This window comes from Phycicoccus sp. (genome assembly GCF_035325325.1).
Taxonomy (GTDB): domain Bacteria; phylum Actinomycetota; class Actinomycetes; order Actinomycetales; family Dermatophilaceae; genus Phycicoccus.
On the sequence record NZ_DAOLAC010000032.1, the window covers coordinates 1 to 12,843 of the forward strand.

At 75.5% G+C, this 12,843-nt stretch carries 7 protein-coding genes; all 7 read left to right on the forward strand.

Going from position 1 to position 12,843, the window contains the following annotated elements; genetic code table 11:
- The first annotated feature begins 478 nt into the window (after positions 1-478).
- Entirely contained in the window at positions 479-844 is a 366-nt protein-coding gene (gene ndhC, locus PKA89_RS15850) for an NADH-quinone oxidoreductase subunit A (protein ID WP_324421150.1), read from the forward strand.
- Positions 841-1,422, forward strand: coding sequence for an NADH-quinone oxidoreductase subunit B family protein (locus PKA89_RS15855; protein ID WP_324421151.1), 582 nt, complete (start codon positions 841-843; stop codon positions 1,420-1,422). The genes ndhC and PKA89_RS15855 overlap by 4 nt, the downstream gene beginning before the upstream one ends.
- Positions 1,419-1,832, forward strand: coding sequence for a DUF2568 domain-containing protein (locus PKA89_RS15860; protein WP_324421152.1), 414 nt, complete (start codon positions 1,419-1,421; stop codon positions 1,830-1,832). Before PKA89_RS15855 ends, PKA89_RS15860 begins: the two co-directional genes overlap by 4 nt.
- Positions 1,833-2,046: 214 nt before the next feature.
- On the forward strand, positions 2,047-8,175 hold the full coding sequence (locus PKA89_RS15865) for an Ig-like domain-containing protein (RefSeq protein WP_324421153.1): 6,129 nt from the start codon (positions 2,047-2,049) through the stop codon (positions 8,173-8,175).
- A gap of 46 nt (positions 8,176-8,221) precedes the next feature.
- Positions 8,222-9,202 (forward strand): MoxR family ATPase, encoded by a 981-nt coding sequence (locus PKA89_RS15870; protein ID WP_324421154.1) that lies wholly within the window; start codon positions 8,222-8,224, stop codon positions 9,200-9,202.
- 7 nt (positions 9,203-9,209) lie between these two features.
- Positions 9,210-10,409, forward strand: coding sequence for a DUF58 domain-containing protein (locus tag PKA89_RS15875; RefSeq protein WP_324421155.1), 1,200 nt, complete (start codon positions 9,210-9,212; stop codon positions 10,407-10,409).
- Complete coding sequence (locus PKA89_RS15880) at positions 10,406-12,799, forward strand: transglutaminase-like domain-containing protein (protein ID WP_324421156.1); 2,394 nt, start codon at positions 10,406-10,408, stop codon at positions 12,797-12,799. The genes PKA89_RS15875 and PKA89_RS15880 overlap by 4 nt, the downstream gene beginning before the upstream one ends.
- Positions 12,800-12,843 lie beyond the last annotated feature (44 nt).

Below are 12,843 nucleotides of genomic sequence, written 5' to 3' on the forward strand. Positions count from 1 at the left end.
TCCGCGCCCGGCGGCGTCCTGAGGAGGGGTGGTCGGTGACTATCGGATGCCCGCCGTGGGGGCGCAACCGCAACGAGCGGCACGTGCACCCGGATGAGAAGCAGCCACGGTGAGCGGCCGGATCTGCCGCTCGTCGGGGTTGCGTCATGTGGCTGGGCATCCGATAGCGGTGGGAGAGGCAGCTGTCGGTGGGTCCGGGCCGAGGTGGCTTCACGACGGGGAGGACGGCCGCGCGCCGCTGGTTGGGGTTGCGTCGCGTGAGGAGGCAGCGCGCCGCTGGTTGGGGTTGCGTCGCGTGGGGAGGCAGCGTGCCGCTGGTTGGGGTTGCGTCGCGTGGGGAGGCAGCGCGCCGCTCGTTGGGGTTGCGCCGCGTGGGGAGGCAGCGTGCCGCTGGTTGGGGATGCGTCGTGTGGGTGGGCACGTGGACCGCGCGGTGGGCGCGGGCTCCCGTCGCGTGCCCGGGCTAGGCTGACCGACCATGGAGGGCTACCTCGCCGCCGGGGCGGTCGTCCTCGCGGGCGTGCTCCTCGTGACCGCCGCGATGGTCGCCCGGCGTCTCGTCGCGCCACGGGCCGCGGACGCCGCCGGCCGCACGACCTACGAGTCCGGCGTCGACCCGGTCGGCAGCGGCTGGGCGCAGAGCCAGGTCCGCTACCTGTCCTTCGCCTTCCTCTACGTCGTCTTCGCCGTCGACGCCGTCTACCTCTTCCCGTGGGCGCTCGTCCTGCGCGACAACCGCCTCGGGGTCGCCTCGCTCGTCGAGGTCGTCGTCTTCGTCGGCGTCCTCCTCCTCGGGCTGGTCCACGCCGGCCGCCGGGGACTGCTGCGCTGGGAGCCGCGATGACCACCGACCTCCCGATGCCCCGCGTCGGCCCGCTCGCGGAGCACGCCCCCAAGCCGGTGCGCGTCGTCCTCAACTGGGGCCGCCGCTACAGCCTGTGGGTCTTCAACTTCGGCCTCGCCTGCTGCGCCATCGAGTTCATCGCCACCTCGATGGGCCGCCACGACTTCATCCGGCTCGGCGTCATCCCCTTCGCTCCCGGCCCGCGCCAGGCCGACCTCATGGTCGTGTCCGGCACCGTCACCGACAAGATGGCGCCCGCCATCCGCCGCCTCTACGACCAGATGCCGGAGCCGAAGTACGTCATCTCGTTCGGCGCGTGCAGCAACTCCGGCGGCCCGTACTGGGACAGCTACTCCGTGACCAAGGGCGTCGACCAGGTCATCCCCGTCGACGTCTACGTGCCCGGCTGCCCGCCGCGCCCGGAGGCCCTGCTCCAGGGGATCATCCGGCTCCAGGAGAAGATCGCCGACGAGCGCGTCAGCGGCGCCGCCATCGCCGGTCGCCGGGCCGGGCGCTTCGCGGGCCACCGCACCGCCACCGCGGCCGACGTCACCCGCGACCTCGTGGCCGCCCCGTGACCCGACCGGACGACGACCGCAGCCTCGTGCCGGGCGGCCACCGGCTCTCGACCCCCGGACTGGTCGCGCTCGCCGCCGTCGCGTTCGTCGTCGAGCTCGCGCTGTTCGGCGGCGTCGCCGTCGTCACCCACGACCTCGTCGGCGGCGGTGCGAGCGGCTGGGCCCTCGGTGTGCTCGCGACGGTCGTCGTCCTCGTCCTCTGGGGACTGTTCATGGCCCCGAAGGGGCGGCGGCGGCTGCGTCCCGGGCCGCGTACCGCCTGGGCCGTGGTCCTCGTGTACGCGGTCGCCCTCGGGCTCCTCGCGGGCGGGCACACCGGCTGGGCGTGGTTCGTCGGGGTCGCGGGGCTTGCGGTCGTCGCGGCCCAGACCGTCCTCCACGAGGCGGCGCCCACCCCACCGGCCGGGTGAGGCCGTCGGTGGGGGACGACCGACCCAACACGACCCGCCGCTTGTCCCAACCGGCACACCTGACACACGCGGATGGCTCACAATGACTGCGGGTGCGGAGGTCGGTCCGCGCCCGGAGCGCCAGGACCGAGGGCTCATGAGCGAGGAGCGAGGTACGCCGCGGCGCGGGCACCGGTCCCGTCGCGGTCTCCGGCGACCCCGCACGGGCACGGTCGTGGCGACGGTCCTGGCCGTCGCGCTCGGCGGCTACGGCTGGGCCGCGACGCACAGCCCCGGCTACACCGCCGACCACCTCGAGGCCAACGACGGCACCCTCTGGGTCACCAACGAGCGGCTCGGCCTGTTCGGGCGGCTCAACGCCCCGGCCGCCCACCTCGACGCCGCGTTTCCGCCCGGCGAGGAACCGAGCCAGACCTACCAGCTCGACGTCGTCCAGTCCGGCTCGGCCGTCCTCACCCGTGACCGGGTCACCGGACGCGTGGCACCGGTCGACGTCCGGGCCGGCTCGCTCGTCACCGACCGCGCCGTGACCGTCCCGGTCACCGCACCGCTCGCCGTCGGCGGCACGACCTCCGCGGTCGTCGACCCCGAGACCGGCCAGGTGCACGCCGCCACCACCCAGACGCCCACCGTCGCCGCCGTCGACGGCCTCTCCGGCCAGGCGCCGGTCACCACCGTGCCCATCTCCCCGGACGTCACCGCCCAGGCCGCCGACGTCGCCGTCGACCCCGACGGGGTCGTGTACGCCGCGGGATCGGGCGGCCGGCTCGCGACCCTCACCCCGACCGGTGACGGCCGCTTCACCACCGAGACCGCGACCCTCGGCGGCGCGCTCCAGGACGTCCACGTCGTGCTCACCCCGGACGGACCCGTGGTCCTCGACACCGTCGCGGGCGTCATCGCCCGCCCGGGAGGCTCCCGGGTCGTCGTCAGCGGCGAGTCGCTGGCCGACGGCGTGCCGCAGGCGTCGACCACCGACGGTCGGGTCCTCGTCGCGACCCCGCGCGCCCTCGTTGCCGTCGACCTGGCGCGGGGCAGCACGAGCGTGGTCACCACCGGGGGCACCGGCCCGCCCGCCGCGCCGGTCGTCCTCGACGGGTGCACCTACGCGGTCTGGTCCGGGAGCCCCGGCCGGGTCGTGCGGGCCTGCGGGGACGGCGAGCCGCAGACGGTCAGGCTGACCGACCCGACGAGCCTCCTCGCCCCGCACCTGCGGCTCAACCACCGCTCGGTCGCCCTCAACGACTCGGTGAGCGGTGGCGTCTGGGACCTCGACACGGGCCGGCGGCTCGACGACTGGGCGACCGTCGCCCCACCCTCGTCGCAGACGCCACCGGACGAGACCGACCCGTCCACGACCGTCAGCCGCAGCGCGAAGCCGCCGCAGGCCCGGGACGACGCCGTCGGTGCCCGACCGGGACGGACGAGCATCCTCCACGTCCTCGACAACGACGCGAACCCGGCCGGCAGCGTCCTGTCGATCACCCGGGTCAGCAATCTCGCGCCGGCCAGCGGCACGGTCGAGATCTCGCCGGACGGCCAGACCGTCCAGCTCTCCCTCACCCCCACCGCGTCGTCGGCGGGCTTCGACTACGTCATCGACGACGGCCGCGGCAACAGCTCGTCGGCCCACGTCACGGTGACGGTCCGCGGGCCGACCGAGAACGGTGCGCCGGTCCTGCGGCCCAACTACACCCCGACGGTCACGACGGTGACCAACCGCGGGTCGGTCAGCCTGCCGGTCGTCGGCGACTGGCGCGACCCCGACTCCGACCCGGTCGCGGTGACGTCGGCGAAGGACGGCGACACCCCGGTCAACGTCACGCCCGACGGCCGGCTGCGCTACACCGCGGCCGGAACCGCCGGCCCCCGCACCATCGCGTACACCGTCTCGGACGGCACGGCCGAGACCACGGGACAGGCGAGCATCGACGTCCTCGCGGCCGACTCCCTCAACACCACCCCCGCGACACCGCTCCCGGACGTCGGCCGCGGCGAGGTGGGCAAGCCGATCGTCCTGCGCCCGCTCGAGAACGACGTGCCCGGCACCGACCCGACGACGCCGGACGCCCGCCTCCAGCTGGCCGGCGACGTCACGGCCCCGGACAACACGACCGTCGAGACGAGCATCGAGGCGGGGACGGTCACCGTCACCGCCGGGGCGCCGGGCACCTACCTGCTCGCCTACACCGTGAGGTACGGCTCGGCGAGCTTCGCTCGTGGTGCGATGCGGGTCGACGTGCGCGCCGCCACCGAGCGGACCGGCGACATCGTCGCGATGCTCGACCAGGCCGTCGTCCACGGGCAGACCGCGACGATCGTCGACGTCCTCGCCAACGACGTCGACCCCTCCGGTGGCCTGCTCGTCGTCCAGGGCGCCGAGACCGAGTCCTCCGACGCCGTCGACGTCGCGGTGCTGCGCGGCCGGTGGCTGCGGGTCAGGGCCACCCGCCCGGAGCTGCGGCCCAACCCCGTGCTCGTCCGCTACACCGTGACCAACGGCGCCGGCAAGACGGCGGTCGGCAACGTCTCGGTGCTCCAGCTGCCGGCGCCGGTCGACGACACCCCGGTCGCCGTCGACGACACCGCCACCGTGCGGTCCGGTGACCAGGTGGCCATCCCGGTGCTCGACAACGACCTCGACCCCGGCGGCACGACCCTCCGGCTCACCCCCAAGGTCGAGGGCGCCGAGCGCAGCGGGATGCTGCCGGTCGGTGGCGCCGACGGCGGCCCGACGACCGATCCCACCGGTGCCGCCTACGTCGCCGGGTCCGTCGTGCGCTACCAGGCTCCCGAGGTCACCGAGCAGCGCACCGTCACCATCACCTACGTCGTCGAGAACGCCTCCGGGGCAAGGGCATCCGGGGTCGCCCGGGTCACCGTCAACCCGCCGCCGAGCGAGCAGCGCCCGGACCGTGCCCCGACCCCCTCGACCCTCGAGGGCCGGGTCGTGGCCGGCGACACCATCACCGTGACCATCGCCGGCTCGGGCGCGGACCCCGACGGCGACTCGACGACCCTCGTCGGTCTCGCATCGGCACCGCGGCTCGGCCGGGTCCTCGCCGTCACGCCGTCGTCGATCACCTACCAGGCGTACCCGACGAGCGGCGGCACCGACGACTTCACCTACCTCCTCGGCGACCGCTACGAGAAGGTCGGCACGGGCACGATCCGGATCGCCGTCGCGCCGCCCGGCGACCCGCAGCCGGTCGTCGCCGTCGACGACGAGGTCACCGTCTCTCCGGGCGCCACCGTCTCGGTCGACGTGCTCGCCAACGACATCCAGCCGATCGGCGAGCGGGCCACGGTCCAGCCGCTCGCGGGTGTGCCGGCCGCCCTCGCGGGCACGGTGGCGCTCGACTCCACGACCGGCCGGATCACGGTCACCGCCCCGGCCCCCGACGACCCGCTCCAGCTGCGCTACTCGATCGTCGGCGCGAGCGGCGAGCCCTCCACCGCCACCCTCACCGTGCGCGGGCGCGAGGGCGTCAACCTACCGCCGGTGCCGCGCAACGCCCTCGCCCAGCCCACGCCGGGCGCGACGTCCGTCGACGTCGACCTGCTCGCCGGCGCCGTCGACCCCGACGACCCGGGCGGCCCGCTGCGGGTGACCCGGGTGTTCAACGCGCCCGGGGCCACGATCAGCGGCGGGACCGTCACGCTGCCGGTCAGGCGGGTCCCGCAGGTCCTCTCCTTCGAGGTCGTCGACTCCGGCGGGGCGGCCGCCCTCGGGCTCGTCCACGTCCCGGCCGGTGGCTCCGGGGCGCCGAGCGTGCGCCCCGATGCCCTCGTGCGCGTCGACCGCGGCGGCTCGACGACCGTCGACCTCGCGCAGGTGGTCGTCGACCCCGCCGGCCGCTCGCTGTCCCTGACCACCGAGGACCGTCTCGCCGCATCCCCGGCCGGCAAGCTGCGGGTGGAGGCCGACGGGCCGACGCGGCTCACCGTCACCGGGCTCGCGAACTACGTCGGACCCGCCGCCATCGCCTTCGAGGTGACGACCGCCGCGGCGCCGGGCGGGACCGGGACCCGGGCCTTCGTCACCGTGCCGGTGCAGGTCGGGCCGGAGACGCCGGTGCTGCGCTGCCCGCCGACCGCGGTCGACGTCGTCGTGGGCGGCTCCTCCCGCCCGCTGCTCGTCCCGCAGCTGTGCCACGTGTGGACCGCCCGGCCGGAGACCCTCGACACGCTGAGGTTCAGCGGGCGGCTCGAGACGCAGGTGCCGGGCCTGTCGGTGGTGGCCCGCGACGACCGGACCCTCGTCGTCGCGGCCTCCTCCGCCGCCGTCCCGGGGACGACGGCGCGCCTGGTCGTCACCGCCGACGGCACCGAGGCGGTGCCGGCCGTCCTCACCGTGCGGGTCGCCGCCGCCCGGCCACCGAGCATGGCGCCCGTCTCCGTCGCCGGGGTGCGGGCCGGCACGACCGAGACGGTGAACCTGGACGGCTACCTCTCCTCCGACCTCGCCAACCCCGACTACTCCATCCTCGACGTCACGCCGGTCTCCGGCTCGCCGGCCACGACCCGCCGGGAGGGCCCGACCACCCTCTCGGTGACGCCGGACCGGACGGCCAAGGGACGCATCACCTTCCGGGTGCTGGTCACCGACGTCGACTCCCGGACCCGCACCGACCGGCAGACGACCGGCATCCTCACCGTCGACGTCCTCGGCGCGCCGGACGCGCCCGGCGCCCCGACCCAGGTCGGTCCGACCCTCAGCGAGTCGGCCCGCCTCGCGTGGACCCCCGCGCGGGACAACGGCCTGCCCATCGAGGTCTACGAGGTCGCCTGGGAGGGCAAGACCCAGCTCTGCCCGGCGTCCCCGTGCCTCGTCACCGGCGTGGAGAACGCCGTCCCGCACCGGTTCACGGTGCGCGCGCGCAACGCCGTCGGTTTCGGGCCGCCGTCGGCACCGTCGGCCCCGATCACCCCGGACGAGGTGCCCGGCGCGCCGGTCGACCCGCGGGTCGTCGACCCGGTCGACCACGGCGTCACCGTCCAGTGGGGCGCGGCGCCCACGACCGGCTCGGCCGTCGACCTCTACCTCGTGACCTGGCCGGGCGGCCGGGCCGAGACGACCTCGACGCAGGTCACCGCCGGCGGGCTCGACAACTCGGTGCGCACACCGTTCACGATCCGGGCCCGCAACAAGGCCGGGTTCGGTCCGCCGGTCACCGTCGAGGGACAGTCGGCCGGCACGCCGGCCATCCCGAACGCGCCGACGCTCGACGCGACCGAGATCGGCGGCGGTGCCAGCCAGGTCGTCGTCGCCACGTGGAACGCGGTGGCACCCAACGGGCCCGGGGACACCAAGTACATCGTGACCCGGACCGGGCCGGGCGGCACCGTCACCCTCTGCACGACGACGACCACCCGCTGCGAGGCGGACGCCGTGGCCAACGACGGCTCGACGTACGAGTACCGCGTCGCCGCCGCGAACGACGTCAACACCTCGGAGTTCAGCCCCCCGACCTCGCAGCGAGCCGTCGGCACCCCGGGCGACTTCTCGTCGGTGTCCGCGGTGGCCACCGGCGTCGACCGGCAGGTGCGACTCCGGTTCACGACGCCGCCGGCCCGCGACGACTCCGAGACGATCACCTGCCGGGTCTCGGGCACGACCTGCGGCCAGTGGACCGCCGGGAGCAGCCCGACCAGCTTCGACAAGCTCGTCACGGTGCCGGCCAACGGCAGCGCGTACACCTTCACCCTCACCGCGACGAACACCGGCGGGCTCTCGTCCTCGACGCGCGTGGACTCGGACGTCGTCTACGGCCCGCTCGGCGCGGTCTCGGTGCGTGTCGACGCGACGGTCGGTCCCTACGTCACCTTCACCGTCACCGCCGACCCGAACGGCCGGCCCGCCGACGTCGCCGTGACCGTGACCGGCGGTGACGCGGGGACCATCACCATCGACGACACCACCGGCAACGACCCCTGGACCCAGACCTGGACCCGCAAGGTCGGCTACACGAACGCGCTGGCCATCGCGGTCAGCGTGACCCGAGGTGCCGACGCCGCGAGCAGTTCGACGACGGCGACCACCGGCAACGGGACCATCCGCCTCGCCACCTGGCAGACGCTCCCGAGCGGTGACTCGACGGTCACGATCACCGGCCGGAACGTCTCGCCGAGCACGACGATGCAGTGCACGATCCACCAGGGCGGCCCGAGCGGCACCGTGGTCGCGACGACGAGCTTCCCGACCGACGCCTCCGGCGACGGCTCCCGTGACGTGCCGGCCTCCGAGTTCACCGGCGCCTCCGGGACGCGCTACGTCGCCGTGTGCGACGACACCGTCGCGCCGGCCACCCCGAGATCCTCCCGCGGATGGACCGCACCGTGACCCACCGTCAGCACCCGACCCCACCCCGACGACCGACGAGGACCCGATGAGCACCGAAGCCCCGGCCCACGCCGACGAGATCGCCTGGTTCGGCGAGACCTTCACGACGATCGTCGACGCCATCGGTGCCGCACTCGTCGGCAAGGAGCGCGTCGTCCAGCTCGCCGTCACCTGCCTCGCCGCCGGCGGGCACCTCCTCGTCGAGGACGTGCCCGGCACCGGCAAGACGAGCCTCGCGCGCTCGCTCGCGGGCGCCGTGCACGGCAGCCACCAGCGCATCCAGTTCACCCCCGACCTGCTGCCGAGCGACGTCACCGGCGCCTCGATCTACGACCCGCGCCAGCAGCACTTCGAGTTCCGGGCCGGGCCGGTGTTCGCGAACATCGTCCTCGCCGACGAGATCAACCGGGCTTCGCCGAAGACCCAGTCCGCGCTCCTCGAGGTGATGGAGGAGGGCCGCGTCACCGTCGACGGCGTGACCCACCCCGTGCCGACCCCGTTCATGGTCATCGCCACCCAGAACCCCATCGAGCAGGCCGGCACCTACCCGCTGCCCGAGGCGCAGCTCGACCGCTTCCTCATGAAGACGGCCATCGGCTACCCCGACGCCGAGGCGACCATCGGCGTCCTCTCCGGGCTGGCCGTCCGCGACCGCGCGGCCGCGGTGGCCCCGGTCATCAGCGGGGACCAGGTGCTGCGGATGCGTGAGGTCGCCCGCTCGGTGCACGTCTCCCGTCCCCTGCTCGAGTTCGCCCAGGCCGTCGCCGAGCGCTCGCGCGACCACCGCCACCTGCGGCTCGGGCTGTCGGTGCGCGGGCTGCTCGGCTTCGTCCACGCGGCGAAGGCGTGGGCGGCCGGGCAGGGCCGCAACTACGTCGTGCCCGACGACCTCAAGGAGCTCGCCGTCCCGGTCATGCAGCACCGGATGCTCCTCGACGCCGACGCCCAGTTCGACGGCGTCACCGTCCCCGACGTCATCGACCAGCTCTTCGACGTCGTCCCCCTCCCGACGAGCGCCGGGCACTGACCTCGCCGTGAGCTCCGCCCGCCAGCTCCTCGACCTCCTCCGGGAGCGGTCCGTCGTGACCCGCACCGGGTGGGGTGCCGCCGTCGTCGGCGTGCTCGCGACGGGGCTGGGCTGGGCGCTGGCCTGGGAGGAGGCCCGGATCATCGGACTCGGACTGCTCGTCCTCCTCCTGCTGTCGGTGCTCATGGCGCTCGGCGGCTCGCGGGTCGACCTCGACCTCAGCGTGCACCCCGTGCGGGTGCGCCCCGGTGGGGTCGCCGACGGCTCCCTGCTCGTGACCAACGGCCGCAGCCGCCGGGTGGCCCCGGCCGACCTCGAGGTGCCCGTCGGCGAGCACGTCGAGGCCTTCCGGATGTCGTCGCTCGGCCCGGGCGTGCGGGTCGACTACCCCTTCCCGATCCACACGACGCGCCGGGGGGTGGTGGTCGTCGGACCCGTGACCACGGTCATCGGCGACCCGTTCGGGCTCGCCCGCCGGGCCCTCAACGCCTCGCGGACCGTCGAGCTCTTCGTCCACCCCGAGACCGTCGCGCTGCCCTCGCTGGACGCCGGCCTCGTGCGCGACCTCGAGGGGCGGCCCACCGCCGACCCGTCGGTGTCGGACCTCGACTTCCACACCCTGCGCCAGTACGTGCCCGGCGACGACCGGCGACACATCCACTGGCAGTCCTCGGCCCGGGTCTCGGCGGCGGCCGGCTCGACGATGCTCATGATGAAGGGCTACACCGACACCCGCCGTTCGCACCTCGGCGTGCTCCTCGACGCCCGGCCGGACGAGTACGCCGACGACGACGCGTTCGAGACCGCCGTCACCGCGGCCGCATCGGTCGCCGTGCGGGCGCTGCGCGACGACATGGACGTCACCGTCGTCGCCGGCGCGCACGCCGTCGACCGGGTCGGGGTGGCCCGCACCCTCGACGGCTTCGCCCGGGTCGAGCCCGACGACACCGACCTGCCGGCGCTCGCCGCCCGGCTCACCGGGCTCGCACCGGGCACGAGCATCGCGGTCGTCGTCACCGGTCCGGACACGAGCGTGCCGGAGGTGCAGCGCGCCTCGAACCACCTGGGACCGCACGTGCGCGTGCTCGTCGTCCGGGTCGCCCCGGGGGAGCGCAGCACGACCTCGTCGGTCGCCGGGCTGACGTTCCTCACGATGGGGGCCCTGAGCGACCTCTCCCGCCTCGTCCGGGTGGTGGGTGGACGATGACCGCCGCGCCGACCATCGCCCCGCCGCCGACCGCCGTCGTCACCCCCGACCCCGACGCCTTCGGGACCCGCCGCTCGCGGCGCCGGCAGCCGCGCCCGCTCGACATCGCCCTCGACGCCGGCCTCGTCCTCCTTCTCTCGGCCACCGCGCTGAGCGGCTTCGTCGGCACCTTCCTCGGCTGGGCCTGGGCGCTCACCGCCGGCGTCGGCCTCGTCGTCGGCGTGCTCGTGGCCTTGGGGATGGACCGGCTGCGCGCGCCGTGGTGGACCTCGGTCCCGGCCCTCGCGGTCGTCGCGCTGCTCCTCGCACCGCCGCTCACCCTCCGGGGCACCGAGGCCGGTGCCGTGCCCTCGCCGTCGTCCTGGGCGGCGATGGCCGACACCGCCACCGGCGGATGGCGGCGCCTGCTCACGACCCTGCCGCCGATCGACGGCGCCGGGCCGCTCTCGCTGCTGCCCTTCCTCCTCGCCCTGGCCGCCGGCTGCGCGGGGATGCTCGTCGCCCGGCGCACGCCGGCCCCGCACCTGCCCGCGGTCGTCCCGGCGATCCTCGGTGTCGTCGTCGCGGCCCTCGGCGTCGCCGCCCCGGCCGGAGTCGTCGCGCGTGGTGCCGTGCTGTTCACCGGCGGTGTCGTCTGGGGCGCGCAGCGGGCCCGGCGCACCGTCGTCGTGCACAGCGCCCACTCGCTCGAGCGGGTCGCGACCGCCGCGCTGCTCCTCGGCGTCGTGGGTGTCGTCGTCCTGGGTGCCATCCCGTGGGTCGGCTCGAGCCAGCGCCAGGTGCTGCGCGAGCACGTCGCGGCTCCCTTCTCGGCCACCGACCGGCCCAGCCCGCTCGCCGCCTTCCGCGCCTTCCGGCCGGCCGGCGAGGACCTCGCGGACAAGACGCTGCTCACGGTCCGCGGGCTGCCGAGCGGCACGCTGCTCCGCCTCGCGACGGTCGACTCCTACTCCGGCACGGTGTGGGCCGCGGGCAACGCCACCGAGACCGCGGCCGTCGGGTCGGGCTCGTTCCTCCGGGTCGGGGCCCGCATCCCCCGGCCAGAGGGCGGCACCCCGGCGACCGCGACGGTCACCATCGGCGACGGCTGGGCGGGCCGCCGCGACCTGCGGATCTGGGTCCCCACCGTCGGCAGCGAGACGCGGCTCGCGTTCTCCGGCAGCCGGGCCCAGGATCTCGACGACGCACTGCGCTACAACCTCGACACCGGCGCGGCCGTCCTGCCGGAGGGCCTCACCGCCGGTGAGACCTACGTCCTCGACGAGCGGATCGGAGCACCGGACCGCTCGGTGCCGGCGACCCCGCCGGTCGACCCGACGCTGCTCCAGCCGGTCGCACGGCTCGTCGCCGCCAGCGTCGGTGGAGGCGGCCAGCCCATCGACCGGGTCCGGGCCGTCGCCGCCCGGCTGCGCACCATCGGCGCCTACAGCGACGGCGGCACGGGGCAGGGGACGATCCTCCCCGGGCACTCGATCGGCCGGCTCACCCAGTTCCTCGCCGACGCGCAGCCCGCCGGCAACGACGAGCAGTACGCGGCGACGCTCGCGTTGTCGGCGGCCTACCTCGGGATGCCCGCCCGTATTGTCCTCGGCGCCGTGCCGGGGGCCGACGGCGTCGTCCACGGGTCGGACGTGCGGGCGTGGGTCGAGGTGCACGACGGCACCTCGTGGGTCCTCATCCCGCCCGACGACTTCGTCCCGCCGCGCGACCGCGCCCCGGACCCGCGCCAGGTGCTCGACGAGGAGCGCAACCGCGCCGCCACCGTCCCGCCGCCCACCGCGCAGCGCCCGCCGAGCAGCGAGGACGGCTTCAGCCTCGACGAGGGCGCGACCGGCCGGAGCCGGACCACCGCGCCCGACGTCGGGTTCGACCTGCCGCTGTGGGCGACCGTCGCGATCGGCGTGGCCGCCGTCCCGGTCCTCGGCATCCCGCTGTGGACCGGGCTGCTGCTCCTGCTCAAGGGGACGCGTCGCCTCGTCCGCTCCCGCCGCGGCCCCGCCGCCGTGCGCACCGCCGCGGCGTGGGGCGACGTCGTCGACACCCTGCGCGACGCCGGGTACGAGGTCTCCGGGAGAGACACCCGCCGCGAGGTCGCCCGATCGGTCGGTGGCGCCGCCCTGATGGACACCGCCCGCGCCGTCGACGTCGCGACCTTCGGGCCGGCCGGCGCCGACGACGCCGCGGCGTCCCGGGCGTGGGCGCTCGCGGCCCGCAGCCGGCACGAGCTCGCCGAGGGCCGCTCGTGGCGCGAACGCTGGCGGCGCGCGGTGAGCCTCGCCTCGTTCCTCCCGGAGCGCGGGCGCGGCCGGGTCCGCACGCCGTCCGGCATCCACGCCGCACGCGTCGCCCCGCCCGTGGTGCCCGCGCCCGAACCCGCCCCGGCGGGCTGAGCCGGGCGGCCCGGGAACCGTGCAGCGCCGAGTGCGTCGAAGGT